13 protein-coding genes are annotated in these 14,060 nt (G+C 67.0%); 8 read left to right on the top strand and 5 right to left on the bottom strand.

Annotation, left to right across the window (positions count from 1 at the left end):
* Position 1: 1 nt before the first annotated feature.
* Together glmS and glmU are read right to left on the bottom strand one after the other, a co-directional pair.
* Positions 2 to 1,816, bottom strand: coding sequence for a glutamine--fructose-6-phosphate transaminase (isomerizing) (glmS, locus tag LX70_RS06870; protein WP_105513819.1), 1,815 nt, complete (start codon positions 1,814 to 1,816; stop codon positions 2 to 4).
* Positions 1,817 to 1,818: 2 nt separating this feature from the next.
* Complete coding sequence (glmU, locus tag LX70_RS06875; RefSeq protein WP_105513820.1) at positions 1,819 to 3,165, bottom strand: bifunctional UDP-N-acetylglucosamine diphosphorylase/glucosamine-1-phosphate N-acetyltransferase GlmU; 1,347 nt, start codon at positions 3,163 to 3,165, stop codon at positions 1,819 to 1,821.
* A 104-nt stretch (positions 3,166 to 3,269) separates the two neighbouring features.
* Here glmU and LX70_RS06880 point away from each other — a divergent pair, with 104 nt between their 5' ends.
* A complete protein-coding gene (locus tag LX70_RS06880; protein WP_105513821.1) occupies positions 3,270 to 3,935 on the top strand; it encodes an HAD-IA family hydrolase in 666 nt (221 codons plus the stop codon).
* Between the two features lie 3 nt (positions 3,936 to 3,938).
* Here the strand turns inward: LX70_RS06880 and LX70_RS06885 are convergent, their stop codons facing one another.
* On the bottom strand, positions 3,939 to 4,316 hold the full coding sequence (locus LX70_RS06885) for a hypothetical protein (protein ID WP_105513822.1): 378 nt from the start codon (positions 4,314 to 4,316) through the stop codon (positions 3,939 to 3,941).
* 65 nt (positions 4,317 to 4,381) lie between these two features.
* Here LX70_RS06885 and LX70_RS06890 point away from each other — a divergent pair, with 65 nt between their 5' ends.
* On the top strand, positions 4,382 to 5,602 hold the full coding sequence (locus LX70_RS06890; protein ID WP_105513823.1) for a DegT/DnrJ/EryC1/StrS family aminotransferase: 1,221 nt from the start codon (positions 4,382 to 4,384) through the stop codon (positions 5,600 to 5,602).
* Positions 5,603 to 5,754: 152 nt separating this feature from the next.
* Here LX70_RS06890 and LX70_RS06895 read toward each other — a convergent pair whose 3' ends face one another.
* The gene (locus LX70_RS06895; RefSeq protein ID WP_105513824.1) at positions 5,755 to 6,210 is read right to left on the bottom strand and encodes a CreA family protein; all 456 of its coding nucleotides are present in this window, start codon (positions 6,208 to 6,210) and stop codon (positions 5,755 to 5,757) included.
* 143 nt (positions 6,211 to 6,353) lie between these two features.
* On the opposite strand from LX70_RS06895, the gene LX70_RS06900 reads away from it, so the two are divergent.
* Entirely contained in the window at positions 6,354 to 7,517 is a 1,164-nt protein-coding gene (locus LX70_RS06900) for an isovaleryl-CoA dehydrogenase (protein ID WP_105513825.1), read from the top strand.
* Between the two features lie 173 nt (positions 7,518 to 7,690).
* Here the strand turns inward: LX70_RS06900 and LX70_RS06905 are convergent, their stop codons facing one another.
* Positions 7,691 to 8,284, bottom strand: coding sequence for an OmpW/AlkL family protein (locus tag LX70_RS06905; RefSeq protein WP_105514158.1), 594 nt, complete (start codon positions 8,282 to 8,284; stop codon positions 7,691 to 7,693).
* Between the two features lie 164 nt (positions 8,285 to 8,448).
* Between LX70_RS06905 and LX70_RS06910 the strand changes: the two genes are divergently transcribed.
* The 5 genes from LX70_RS06910 to LX70_RS06930 all read left to right on the top strand — a co-directional run bounded on the left by LX70_RS06910 (position 8,449) and on the right by LX70_RS06930 (position 14,060).
* The gene (locus LX70_RS06910) at positions 8,449 to 10,053 is read left to right on the top strand and encodes a carboxyl transferase domain-containing protein (protein WP_105513826.1); all 1,605 of its coding nucleotides are present in this window, start codon (positions 8,449 to 8,451) and stop codon (positions 10,051 to 10,053) included.
* Between the two features lie 4 nt (positions 10,054 to 10,057).
* Positions 10,058 to 10,510 carry a thermonuclease family protein gene (locus LX70_RS06915; RefSeq protein ID WP_105513827.1) on the top strand — a complete coding sequence of 151 codons (453 nt, stop codon included), beginning with the start codon at positions 10,058 to 10,060 and terminating at the stop codon, positions 10,508 to 10,510.
* Positions 10,511 to 10,631: 121 nt separating this feature from the next.
* Positions 10,632 to 12,563, top strand: a complete 1,932-nt coding sequence (locus LX70_RS06920) for an acetyl-CoA carboxylase biotin carboxylase subunit (RefSeq protein ID WP_105513828.1) — start codon at positions 10,632 to 10,634, stop codon at positions 12,561 to 12,563.
* Positions 12,560 to 13,216: a glutathione S-transferase family protein gene (locus LX70_RS06925; RefSeq protein WP_105513829.1), complete on the top strand. Its 657-nt coding sequence runs from the start codon at positions 12,560 to 12,562 to the stop codon at positions 13,214 to 13,216. The genes LX70_RS06920 and LX70_RS06925 overlap by 4 nt, the downstream gene beginning before the upstream one ends.
* Positions 13,209 to 14,060: a hydroxymethylglutaryl-CoA lyase gene (locus tag LX70_RS06930; protein ID WP_105513830.1), complete on the top strand. Its 852-nt coding sequence runs from the start codon at positions 13,209 to 13,211 to the stop codon at positions 14,058 to 14,060. Before LX70_RS06925 ends, LX70_RS06930 begins: the two co-directional genes overlap by 8 nt.

Genomic DNA, 14,060 nt, shown 5'->3' on the forward strand with positions numbered 1-14,060 from the left:
CTCACTCCACCGTCACCGATTTCGCCAGATTGCGCGGCTGGTCCACGTCGGTCCCCTTGGCGACGGCGGCGTGATAGGCCAGAAGTTGCGCCGGGATCGCGTAAAGGATCGGCGCCAGCAGGTCGGCCACCTTGGGCAACACCAGCACCTTCCACGTCCCTTCGCCCGCCTCGCGCGCGCCCGCCGCGTCGGTCAGAAGGATCACCATCCCGTGCCGCGCCATCACCTCCTGCATGTTCGACACGGTCTTGTCGAACAGCGCGTCACGGGGCGCGAGGACGACGACCGGCACCGCGCGGTCGATCAGCGCGATGGGGCCGTGCTTCAATTCGCCCGACGCATAGCCTTCGGCGTGGATGTAGCTGATTTCCTTCAGTTTCAGCGCCCCTTCCAGCGCCAGCGGGAACATCGCGCCCCGGCCCAGGAACAGCACGTCCTGCGCCTCGGCCACGGCGGCGGCGATGGCGGCGATCTCCCCCTCGCGGGCCAGCGCCTGATTGACGAGGCCGGGCAGCGCCGCAAGGTCATCCAGATGGCCCTGCACCTCGGCCTTCGTCAACTGGCCGCGATCAAGCCCGGCCTTCAGCGCCAGCAGCAAAAGCACCGTCAACTGACAGGTGAAAGCCTTGGTTGAGGCAACGCCAACCTCGATCCCGGCCAGGATCGGCAGCGCCACGTCGCTTTCCCGCGCGATGGTCGAGGTGGGGACATTCACCACCCCGACGATCTTCTTCACCTTCTCCTTGGCATAGCGAAGTGCCGCCAGCGTATCGGCGGTTTCACCCGACTGGCTGACGAACAGCGCGACGGAATTCGCGGGCAGCGGCGGTTCGCGGTAGCGGAATTCCGAGGCGACATCGACCTCGCAATTCAGCCCGGCCAGTCGTTCGAACCAGTATTTCGCCGTCAGGCAGGCATAATAGGCGGTGCCGCAGGCGACCATGGTCAGCCGGTCGAGGCCCGCAAAGTCGATCCCGGCGGGCAGGGCGATGCCGCCCGCGCCCGCGTAATGCTTGATCGCGTCGCCCAGAACGACGGGCTGTTCGGCGATCTCCTTGGCCATGAAATGCTTGTAGCCCGCCTTTTCGACGCGGGTCTGATCGACGCGGATGCGGGTCAGGTCGCGGTTGGCGCGGCGCCCCCCGGCGTCGAAGATTTCCACCCCCTCGCGGGTGACGAAGGCATGATCGCCTTCCTCAAGATAGGTGATACGGTCGGTCATCGGCGCCAGCGCGATGGCGTCGGAGCCCACGAACATCTCACCGTCCCCATGCCCGATCGCGAGGGGGGAGCCCTTGCGGGCGGCGATCATCAGGTCCTCCTCCCCGTCGAAGAGGAAAAGCAGCGCGAAGGCACCCTCCAGCCGGGCAAGCGTGGCGCGCGCCGCCTCGCGCGGGGCCATCCCCTGATCCATGAAGCGACGGGCCAGAAGGGCGACGGTTTCGGTATCCGTCTCCGTCTCGGCCGCGATCCCGGCCTCGGCCAGTTCGGCGCGCAATTCGCGGAAGTTCTCGATGATCCCGTTATGGACGACCGCCACGGGGCCGGAGCGGTGCGGGTGGGCGTTGGTGACCGTCGCCGCCCCATGCGTCGCCCAGCGGGTGTGGCCGATGCCGGACTTGCCCGCCAGCGGCTCGTGAACCAGAAGGTCCGAAAGGTTCACCAGCTTGCCGACAGCCCGGCGGCGGTCCAGCCGCCCCTGATTGACGGTCGCGATCCCGGCGGAATCGTAGCCGCGATATTCCAGCCGTTTCAACGCCTCGACAAGGATCGGCGCAACCTCATGGTTCCCCAGAACCCCTACAATTCCGCACATTTTCAGGTCTCTTTCTGGCGAGAAGCCTTCTTCGCCTTCAACAGATCGAACAATTTGGCCGCGAACCCCGGCTTGTTCTGTTGCCGCGCCCGGCCAAGGGCCAGCGCGTTTTCCGGCACGTCCTCGGTGATGACGGACCCCGACGCAGTCATCGCCCCCGCGCCGACGCTTACCGGGGCCACCAGCATCGTGTCCGAGCCGATGAAGGCCCGCGCGCCGATCTCTGTGCGGTGCTTCATCACGCCGTCATAGTTGCAGGTGATCGTACCCGCGCCGATATTCGTATGCTCCCCCACATGGGCGTCGCCCAGGTAGGTCAGGTGGCCGACCTTCACCCCTTCGTCGAGGATCGTGTTCTTCACCTCGACGAAATTGCCGACATGGACATCCTCGGCCAGTTCCGCGCCGGGGCGCAGCCGGGCGAAGGGGCCGACCCGCGCGCCGCGCGAGATATGGCAGCCTTCCAGATGGCAATAGGGCAGGATCTCCGCCTCGGACTCCACGGTCGTTCCGGTTCCGAAGACGACATGCGGGCCGACGATGGTATCGCGGCCGATCACCGTGTCATGGGACAGGAACACGGTGTCCGGCGCGCTCAGCGTCACGCCGTTTTCCATCACCTCGGCGCGCAGGCGCGCCTGCATCGCGGCCTCGGCGGCGGCAAGGTCGGCGCGGCTGTTGACGCCCAGCGTCTCCGCCTCGGGGCAGGTCACGACCTCGGCCGTCAGCCCTTCGGCGCGCGCGGCACCGATGATGTCGGTCAGGTAATATTCACCCGCGACATTGTCGTTCCGCAACGCCTGCACCAGCCGTTTCAGCGTGCTGAACTCGGTACAAAGAACGCCGCTATTGCAAAGGGTTATCCGGCGTTCCTCATCCGTTGCGTCCTTGTATTCGATGATCCGGTACAACTGCCCCAGATGCACGACCAGCCGCCCGTAACGGCCCGGATCGGCGGCCTCGAACCCCAGCACGACGACGTCGGAAGGGGCGTCGAGCATCTGCTGCAATGTCTCGGGCCGGATCAGGGGCGTGTCGCCGTAAAGGACGATGACGCGGCCCTCGAACCCTTCCAGCGCGGGCAGGGCCTGCTGCACGGCATGGCCGGTGCCTTCCTGCCTCTCCTGGATCACGACCTCGACGGCCCCATCCCACTCCCGCGCGGCCCTGGTCACCGCCTCGGCGCCATGGCCCGCCACGATCACCGTGCGTTCGGGCGAAAGCCCCGCGCCCGACATCATCGCATGGGCCAGAAGCGGCGCGCCCGCGATGCGGTGCAGGACCTTGGGCAGGTCGGAATTCATCCGCGTCCCCTGTCCCGCGGCAAGAATGATAAGCGCTGTGGCCATGTTGCTGCTTTCTTTTACCTCCGGCCCGTTTTAACCAAGGCCCCGGTTGCCGCAAGGGGGTGGGCATCACTCTTCCTTTCGGCAGGTTACACGGGAAAAGACCCATGCGGACTGTGATTTTCGACCTCGACGGCACGCTTGCCGATACCTCTGCCGACCTGATCGAAGGCGCGAATGCCTGTTTCCGCGAGATGGGGGCAGGCGATCTTCTGGACCCGGTGGCCGACGCGCTGACGGCCTTTCACGGCGGCCGCGCCATGCTGCGCCTTGGTCTTTCGCGGCTTGGCCAGACGGGGGAGGAGGCGGTCGAACGCTGGTTCCCGATCTTCCTGAACGCCTATGAGGAGGGCATCGACCGCGAGACGCGGCTTTACCCCGGCGCGGTCGAGGCGGTGGAGGCATTGCGCGCCGCAGGTTTCGCCACCGGCATCTGCACCAACAAGCCCGCCGGACTGGCCGAGCTGCTGATGCGCCGTCTGGGCGTGCGCGACCTTTTCGCCTCGCTCGTGGGCGCCGATACGCTGCCGGTGCGCAAGCCCGACCCGGCGCCCTATCACCTCTCGGTGCGCGAGGCAGGGGGGCTGTCGGACCGCTCCGTCCTGATCGGCGATACCGAAACCGACCGGCTGACGGCCAGGGCGGCGGGGGTGCCGTCGGTGCTGGTCACCTTCGGGCCGGAAGGCGCGGGGATTGCAAGGCTTTCGCCCGAGGCGCTCTTGGATCGCTACGCCGATCTGCCGGGGCTGGTCGAAGGCCTGCTGCCGCGCTGAGCGTCAGAAATAGCGCCCGCAGGCGGGCAGGACGGTCTTGAACTCCCGACGCAGCGCGCCGGGTTTCGACCGCAGCATGATCCGGTCCGCCATGCCTTGCATCGCGCGGGCCTTGTCGCGGCCATTGCCGGGCAGGGGGGCCAGAAGCTGGCCGATGGCGCCCATGCTCTTGCGATGCCCCGCGGCGTCCAGCCGCCCCTCGGAGCGGGCGAAATTCCCCGCCAGCGACAGCATCGCCGCGCATTTCAGCCGCGCGGCATCCTCGCCCGCATAGGTGACGCTTTCGGCCATCACGGGCGGTGCGGCGAGGGCGGCGATCAGGGCAAGGGCGAGACGGGTCAAGGGCAACGCTCCATCGGTCAGAAGGCCGGACAGGGCCATCCCGCGCCGCCCTTGTCAACCCGCGACCGATTGACCTTCCCCCGCCGCCCCGCCAGAGTCGCGCCATGGAAAGATTCACCGGCAGCTTCACCCAGCAGGAACCGATCCCCGAAGCGGGGATCGAGGCCGCGCTGCGCGTCCTCAACCACGGGCGGCTTCACCGCTACAACACGGCGGAAGGCGAAATCGCCGAAGCCGCGCTTCTGGAACAGGAATTCGCCGCCTTCACCGGCGCGAGATACTGCCTTGCCGTCGCCTCGGGCGGCTATGCGCTTGGCTGTGCGCTGCGCGCGCTTGGCATCGGGCCGGGCGACCGGGTCCTGACCAACGCCTTCACGCTCGCCCCCGTGCCGGGCGCCATCGCGGCACTGGGCGCGACGCCCGTCTTCGTCGAGACAACCGAAGCGCTGACCATCGACATGGAGGACCTCGCCGCCAAGGCCCCCGGCGCGAAGGCGCTGCTCCTCTCCCACATGCGCGGCCATATCTGTGACATGGACCGGCTGATGGCGATCTGCGACGCCGCCGACCTGCCGGTGATCGAGGATTGCGCCCATACGATGGGGGCCGCCTGGCGCGGCACGCCCTCGGGCCGGCACGGGGCGATGGGCTGCTATTCGACCCAGACCTACAAGCACATGAATTCGGGGGAGGGCGGGCTGATCGTCTCGGATGACCCCGACCTCATGGCCCGCGCGATCCTGCTGTCGGGCAGCTACATGCTCTACCCCCGCCACCGCGCCGCGCCGCCGCCCGAGGCGTTCGAGCGGGTGAAATACATCACCCCCAACGTGTCCGGCCGGATGGACAACCTGCGCGCCGCGATCCTCAGGCCCCAGCTTGCCGACCTGCCGCGCCAGCTTGACCGCTGGAACAAGCTCTACCGCGCTATGGAGGCGGGGCTGCGCGACACGCCCGGCCTGTCCCTCATCACCCGGCCGGCCGAAGAACACTACGTCGCCTCCTCCTTCCAGTTCCTGCTGCCCGACTGGCCCGCGGGCAAGGTGCGCGCCTTCCTCGCCCGTGCCGCCGCGCGGGGGGTGGAACTGAAATGGTTCGGCGCCGCCACGCCGCAGGGCTTCACCTCGCGCCATGACAGCTGGCGCTACGCCCCCGCACAGTCGCTCCCCAACACCGACCGCATCCTCGCGGGCCTGATCGACCTGCGCCTGCCTCTGACCTTTTCGACCGAGGACGCCGCCCTCATCGCCCGCATCCTGCGCCAGGAGGCAGCCGCCACCTTCCAGTCGGATGAGGATCTGGCCGAGGCGCCCCTGGCCGACTGATCCGGCTTCTTCGTTGTCAAAATACTCCGGGGGGAGGCCGCATGGCCGGGGGGCAGCGCCCCAATAGCGTTTCGGGTTGGCGCTGAATTAGAATTCGACCTTGTTTCGTTCGGATTCCGATACTTACCTTCTCAACGCAAACCCGAAACGCTTTATTGCGCCGCCTCGTAAAGCGGCACGGTGGAAATCGACATCTTCCCCGACCCTTGGGTCAGTTCCGAGGCATGGGCGAGGTAGATCAGCGTATTGCTTTTCGCGTCGTATATCCGCGTCACCTGAAGCGACTTGAAGATCAGGGACGTGCGTTCGGAAAAGATACTCTCACCATCCTTGCCCCTGTCGATATCGCCGACCGTGATCGGCCCGGTCTGGCGGCAGTCGAGCGCGGAATAGGACGGGTCCTCGAACCAGTTGCCCTGGCTCAGCCGGTCCAGCACCGAACGGTCGAAATAGGCGACATGGCAGGTCACGCCCTGCACCTTCGGATCGGGGATCGCCTCGACATAGATGTCATTGCCGACCCAGTCGACGCCGACCTTTCCGACGACCTCGGCCGTGGCGGCGGCGGGCAGGGCGCAAAGGATTGCGAGTGCAAGGCGCAGGGACATGGGCGTTCCTTTCAGATGGGTCCGGGCTGACGATGCCACAACGCCCGCCGCCCCGCCACGGGTTCCGGTGAAAGCCGCTTGACCCGACTCAGTGGCTGGCCTTATGAATTGAACAGTCGTTCATTTCCTTGGGAGGATGGGGCATGTTCACCGCGTCGATGAAGTTTCACCTGGGCGAAGAGGTCGAGGCGCTGCGCGACATGGTTCACCGCTGGGCGCAGGACCGGGTCAAGCCGATTGCGGCGGAGGTCGACCGGACCAACACCTTCCCCGCAGAACTGTGGAAGGAGATGGGCGATCTCGGCCTTCTGGGCATCACCGTACCGGAGGAATACGGCGGGGCGGGCATGTCCTACCTCGCCCATGTCATCGCGACGGAGGAGATTGCCCGCGCCTCGGCCTCGGTCTCGCTCTCCTACGGCGCGCATTCCAACCTCTGCGTGAACCAGATCAAGCTGAACGGCACGGATGAGCAGAAACGCAAATACCTCCCCGGCCTGATTTCGGGGGAGCATGTCGGCGCGCTGGCCATGTCCGAGGCGGGCGCGGGGTCCGACGTCGTGTCGATGAAGCTCAGGGCAGAAAAGCGGAACGGCTACTATGTCCTGAACGGCACCAAATTCTGGATCACCAACGGGCCGGATGCGGATACTCTGGTGGTCTATGCCAAGACCGACCCCGAGGCCGGATCGAAAGGCATCACCGCCTTCATCGTGGAAAAGACCTATAAGGGTTTCTCCACCTCAAAGCATTTCGACAAGCTGGGGATGCGCGGGTCGAACACCGCCGAGCTGATCTTCGAAGATGTCGAGGTGCCGTTCGAGAACGTGCTGGGGGCCGAGGGCAAGGGTGTCCGCGTCCTCATGTCGGGCCTCGATTACGAACGGGTGGTGCTGTCGGGCATCGGCACCGGCATCATGGCCGCCTGCATGGATGAGGTGATGCCCTACCTCGCCCAACGCAAGCAGTTCGGCCAACCCATCGGGTCGTTCCAGCTGATGCAGGGCAAGATTGCGGATATGTACACCAAGATGAACTCCGCCCGCGCCTATGTCTATGAGGTCGCGCGGTCCTGCGACCGGGGCGAGGTCACGCGCCAGGACGCGGCGGCCTGCGTGCTTTACGCCTCGGAAGAGGCAATGACCGTCGCGCATCAGGCGGTGCAGGCGATGGGCGGTATGGGCTTCATGAACGAGACCCCCGTTTCCCGCATCTTCCGCGACGCGAAACTGATGGAGATCGGCGCCGGGACATCCGAGATCCGCCGCATGCTGGTCGGGCGCGAGTTGATGGGGGCGATGGGGTGAGGGCTTTCCGCCGCCCCGCCCGGCCTTGCGCCGCGCAGCGCCCGACCCGCCCCCTCGGGCCGGGCGCCGCCCTTCGTGGCGATATCGGACGCCCCCCGTGCGCGCGGCAAAAAAGAAAGGGACGCGCCGCCTACCTGACGCGCCCCTTCCCCCTCTCGATCCGCGGAAACGGATCAGAACTTGTGGACGTAGGAAACCCCCACGACCAGCGGGTCGATATTGGTCTTGCCGATCTTGGTGCCGTTCAGCTTGACGTCGGAACTGATGTCGATCCAGCGCACTTCGGTACGGATCGCGTCATTGGCGCTGACCTTCACGTCGAAACCGGCCTTCAGCGCCAGCCCGAAGGAATCGTCGATCTTGACGTTACCCAGCGCGGATTTCTCGCTGAAGAACACGGTGTAGTTCAGACCGGCACCGGCGAAGGGAACGAATTTGCCCCCGTTGTCAAAGTGATAGACCAGCGAGACGGTCGGCGGCAGATGTTTGGTCGTCGCCGTGCCGACACCCTGGATGGTGACCGTGTGCTTGAAGGGCGTCGCGGCCAGAAGCTCAACCCCCAGATTGTCGCGGATGAAGTATTCCGCGGTGATCGTCGGGCGGGTGTTGGAATTGATCGTGGTCGGCGCACCGGCCAGAAGGCCGTTATTGTCCTTGGGCTCGACATAGCCAAGGCCGAAGCCGAGGGTCCAGTCCCCGGCGGACTGGGCAAGGGCGGGCGTCGCGGCGCCGAGCGCCAGAAGGAAGGGCAGAACGATGGTCTTCATGTTTTCTCTTTCCATTCTCGCGCGCATCATCGCCATAACGCCGCCGGTGGCCATGTCATTGACCTGAATCAAGATTGCGGAACCGGCGCCGCGACAATTTGGCCGCGTGGCGCCGGGGGAACAGGCCCGGCCGCCGCGCCGCGCCCTTTGAAGGGGGAAAGAGGATGAAGCTCCGCTCATCGGTCCAGACCGGGTCCGAGGCGTTCCGCGCCAACCGCGCGGCGCATGAGGCGATGCTGGCGCAGATCGCCGATGCCGCCGCCCTCGCCACCGCCGGGGGCGGGGAAAAGGCGCTGGCGCGTCACATCGCGCGCGGCAAGCTGCCACCGCGTGCGCGGGTCGCGGGCCTTCTCGACGCGGGCTCCCCCTTCCTTGAGGTGGGCGCAACCGCCGCACACGGGCTTTACGACGGCGCGGCGCCCTGCGCGGGCCTCATCGCCGGGATTGGCCTTGTCCACGGGCAGGAGGTCATGGTCGTCGCCAACGACGCCACCGTGAAGGGCGGCACCTACTATCCGATGACGGTGAAGAAACACCTGCGCGCGCAGGAGATCGCCGAAGAAAACCGCCTGCCTTGCGTCTATCTCGTCGATAGCGGTGGCGCCAACCTGCCCAATCAGGATGAGGTCTTCCCCGACCGCGACCATTTCGGCCGCATCTTCTTCAATCAGGCGCAGATGTCGGCCAAGGGCATCCCCCAGATCGCCGTCGTCATGGGCTCCTGCACCGCCGGGGGCGCCTATGTCCCCGCCATGTCCGATGTCTCGATCATCGTGAAGGAACAGGGGACGATCTTCCTCGCCGGTCCGCCCCTGGTCAAGGCCGCGACGGGTGAGGTCGTCAGCGCCGAGGATCTTGGCGGCGGCGATGTCCACACAAGGCTTTCGGGCGTGGCCGATTATCTGGCCGAGGATGATGCCCATGCCCTCGCGCTCGCCCGCCGCGCGGTGGGCAACCTCAACCGCCGCAAGCCCGAAACGGTCGCGTGGCAAAGCCCCGAAGACCCCGCCTATGACCCCGATGAGATCTTCGGCATCGTTCCGGGCGACCTGCGCACCCCCTATGACATCCGCGAGGTGATCGCCCGCATCGTCGATGGTTCGCGCTTTGACGAATTCAAGCCGCGCTTCGGCGAAACGCTGGTGACCGGCTTCGCCCATGTCAGGGGCTGCCCCGTCGGTATCGTCGCCAACAACGGCGTGCTCTTCAGCGAAAGCGCCATCAAGGGCGCGCATTTCGTCGAACTGTGCAGCCAGCGGCGCATCCCTCTGGTGTTTTTGCAAAACATCACCGGCTTCATGGTCGGGCGGAAATACGAAAACGAAGGCATCGCCCGGCACGGCGCCAAGATGGTCACCGCCGTCGCCACGACCTCGGTGCCGAAGATCACCATGCTGGTCGGCGGATCGTTCGGCGCGGGGAATTACGGCATGGCCGGGCGCGCCTATTCGCCACGCTTCCTCTGGACCTGGCCCAATTCCCGCATCTCGGTCATGGGCGGCGAACAGGCGGCAGGCGTGCTCGCGACCGTGAAACGCGACGGGATCGAAAGGGCAGGGGGGACGTGGACGCCCGAGGAAGAGGCGGAATTCAAGCGCCCCACGATCGAGATGTTTGAAGAACAGTCCCACCCCCTCTACGCCTCCGCCCGGCTCTGGGACGACGGCATCATCGACCCGAGGAAGACCCGCGACACCCTCGCCCTCTCCCTCTCCGCCGCGCTGAACGCGCCCATCGAGGACACGCGCTTCGGCGTGTTCAGGATGTGAGGCGATGCGCCGCCGCTCCCCCCTTGACCGGCTGCTGCGCGTGCTGATGGGCGCGTCCTTCGCGCTTGGCATCGGCCTGCCCGCGCTTTCCTTCGCCAACGGCACGCTGAAACCGCATGAGGGCTGCGCCGTGATCCTTGTCGTCGATGGCGACACGGTGAAGATGCTCTGCCCCGGTGAAGGGATCGTCACCGCCCGCCTCCTCGGCCTAGATACGCCAGAGATCTTCTCCCCCGGCTGTCTCGGTGAGCTTGGCAAGGGCCTGATGGCCACCGCCCGGCTGAACGCGGCGCTTTTCTCCGCCGCCCATATCGCCGAAACGGGCGCAAAGACCGACCGCTACGGCCGCCGCCTCGTCACGCTCCGCCTCGACGGTGCCGATGTCGCGCCCGCGATGATCGCCGCCGGTCTCGCCCGGCCTTACGCAGGCGGCAGGCGCGAAGGCTGGTGCGCATGACGGCCCCTTCCACTTCTTCGTTGCACAAATACTCCACGGGGTCGCCATTGAGTGCGCCATTGGTTCAAGCACCAATGGCGACGGGGTGTGAAACCCCCGGCCTCGCCGAAAGGACAGTCCCATGTTCCACAAGATCCTGATCGCCAACCGGGGCGAGATCGCGGCCCGCGTGATCGACACCTGCCGCAAGCTGGGCGTGCGCACCGTCGCGGTCTATTCCGACGCCGACCGCGATGCCCGCCATGTCGCCCTGGCCGATGAGGCGGTCCATATCGGCGGCCCCGCGCCCAAGGACAGCTACCTGCGCGGAGATGCCATCATTGCCGCCGCCAGGGCAACCGGCGCGCAGGCGATCCATCCGGGCTATGGCTTCCTGTCCGAAAACCCCGATTTCGTCGATGCGGTGGAGGCGGCGGGCCTTGTCTTCATCGGCCCTTCGGCCAAGGCGATCCGCGCCATGGGCCTCAAGGACGCCGCCAAGGCGCTGATGGAGCAGGCCGGCGTGCCGGTCGTGCCGGGCTATCACGGCGCCAATCAGGACCCTGAACATCTTGCGGGCGCGGCAGACACCATCGGCTACCCCGTCCTTATCAAGGCGGTGGCGGGCGGCGGCGGCAAGGGGATGCGGCTGGTGGAGCGGCCGCAGGACTTTGCCGAGCGCCTCGAGAGCGCGCGGTCCGAGGCACAGACGGCCTTCGGCAACCCCGCCGTGCTGATCGAGAAATTCGTGCAAAAGCCGCGCCATATCGAAGTGCAGGTCTTTGGCGACGGCACCAGCGCCGTCCATCTCTACGAACGCGACTGCTCGCTCCAGCGCCGCCACCAGAAGGTGATCGAGGAGGCCCCCGCGCCCGGCATGACCGAAAAGATGCGCGCCGCGATGGGGCAGGCCGCCGTCCGCGCCGCCGAGGCCATCGGCTATAGCGGCGCGGGGACGATCGAGTTCATCGTCGATGCCTCCGACGGGCTGCGCGCCGACCGCTTCTGGTTCATGGAAATGAACACCCGGCTTCAGGTGGAACACCCGGTGACCGAGGCCGTCACCGGCGTCGATCTGGTCGAATGGCAGCTTCGCGTCGCCTCCGGTGAAAGCCTGCCCGCCCGGCAGGAGGACATTCCCCTGACCGGCCACGCCTTCGAGGCCCGGCTTTATGCGGAGGATGTTCCGGCAGGCTTCCTGCCCGCGACCGGCACGCTGTCGCATCTGAAATTCCCCGACGGCGCACGGGCCGAAACCGGCGTGCGCCCCGGCGACACGATCAGCCCATGGTACGACCCGATGATCGCCAAGATCATTGTCCACGGCCCCACCCGCGCCATCGCGCTGACCCGGCTTGCCGCCGCGCTCGACGCGACCGAGGTGGCGGGGTCGGTGACGAACCTCGACTTCCTCGCCGCACTCGCCCGGCATGAAGGGTTTGCGGCGGGCGATGTCGATACCGGCCTGATCGCCCGCGACCTCGACGCGCTGACCGAACCGCGCCCCGCCAGTGCCGCCGTCACCGCGCTCGCGGCGCTGGGGGCCGCCGGGCTGGGGCAGGGGGGCGCGGCGCTGGCGGGCTTTCACCTCTGGCAGCCGCTGGCCCGCGACGTCGGGCTGGCGGGGCATGAGGCAGTGGTCGAATTGCTTGGCCCCGGCGCCGCAAGGGTGACCGTCGACGGGCAGACGGTGGACTGCCGCTTTGAAGGCGGGCGCTGGTGGATCGACGGGCGCCCGATGACCGACCGGATCATCCTCACCCAAGGCCATGTCAGCGTTTTCGGCCCCGGCGCGCATCATTTTGCGCTGACCGATCCCTTGGACCGCGATAGCGGCGTGGCGGGCGGCGGGCTGACGCTGTCGCCGATGCCGGGGCTGGTGAAGGCGGTCTTCGTCAGCGCCGGTCAGGCCGTCGCGGCAGGCGACCGGCTGGCGGTGCTTGAGGCGATGAAGATGGAACACACGCTGACCGCCGCCCGCGACGGCACGGTGGCCGAGGTGCTGGTGACCGCCGGTCAGCAGGTCGAGGCCGGCGCAGCGCTGGTCCGGCTTGAGGAGGAGGAGGAAGCATGATCCGCCTGCACCACTGCCACCAGACGCGCTCCATGCGCTCGCTCTGGCTTCTGAACGAACTCGGGGTTCGCTTCGATCTGGTCGTCCATCCGTTCGACAAGTCGCTCCGCGCGCTCGACTACCTTGCGCTGAACCCCGCGGGCCGGGTTCCGGCGCTGGAAATCGACGGGCGCGTGATCTGGGAAAGCGGGGCGATCACCGAATATCTCTGCGAGCGTTTTCCCGAGGCCGGGCTTGGCCGCGCGCCGGGGGATGAGGAGCGCGCCGACTGGCTGATCTGGGTCCATTTTGCCGAAACCATCAGCCAGCACACCGCGGCGCTGACCCAGCAGCATATCGCGCTTTACGACGATACGATGCGCAGCCCCACCGTCATGCGGATCGAGGCGAAGCGGCTGGAAAAATGCTACGGTGCGCTGGAACGGCGGCTGGTCGGGCGCGATCATCTCCTCGACGGCGGCTTTTCGGCGGCCGATATCGGCATCGGGCAGGCGCTTTACATGGCGCGCCACTTTGCCCGGACCGAAGATTTCCCGGCGCTGGCCGCGTGGTATGCCCGTGTGACGGCGCGCAAGGGGTTCCGCAACGCGCTGCCGCCGAAATCGGCCGACCTGCTTTATAAACGCGACTTCTACGAGGCATGGGATGGCTGAATTCGTCGAAATCGTTGAAATGGGTCCGCGTGACGGGCTTCAGAACGAAAAGCGCATCATCCCGACGGCGGAAAAGATCGCGCTGGTCGACCTGCTCAGCCGCGCAGGCTTTCGCGGGATCGAGGTGGCAAGCTTCGTCTCCCCCAAATGGGTGCCGCAGATGGCCGACAGCGCCGAGGTGCTGGCCGGCATCGCCCGCGCGCCGGGGGTGCGCTACGCCGCGCTGACGCCCAACATGAAGGGCTATGAAGGCGCGCGCGCCGCGAAAGCCGATGAGGTGGCGATCTTCGCCTCGGCCTCGGAGGGGTTTTCCAAGGCCAACCTCAACGCGACCATCGCCGAAAGCCTCGACCGTTTCCGCCCGGTGGCGGAGGCGGCGCAGGCCGATGGCATCCCGGTCCGGGGCTATGTCTCGGTCGTGACCGATTGCCCCTATGACGGCCCGGTGGCACCCGGTGCCGTCGCCCGCGTCACGGCGGCGCTGCGCGATATGGGCTGCCATGAGGTCAGCCTTGGCGACACGATCGGGCAGGGGCGGCCGGAAACGGTGGATAAGATGCTGACGGCGGTGCTGGGGGAGATGCCCGCCGAAAGGCTCGCCGGTCACTATCACGACACCGCCGGGCGGGCGCTTGCGAATATCGAGGCCTCGCTCGCGCGTGGTCTTCGCGTCTTCGACGCCGCCGTGGGCGGGCTGGGCGGTTGCCCCTATGCGCCCGGCGCGAAAGGCAATGTCGCGACCGAGGCGGTGGCAGGGCGGCTGGCGGAACTGGGCTATGACACCGGGCTGGATGCCGCGCTTCTGGCAGAGGCGGCGGCACTGGCACGCGCGATGAGGGGATGA

Source organism: Albidovulum denitrificans (genome assembly GCF_002973535.1).
GTDB classification, from domain to species: Bacteria; Pseudomonadota; Alphaproteobacteria; order Rhodobacterales; family Rhodobacteraceae; genus Albidovulum; species Albidovulum denitrificans.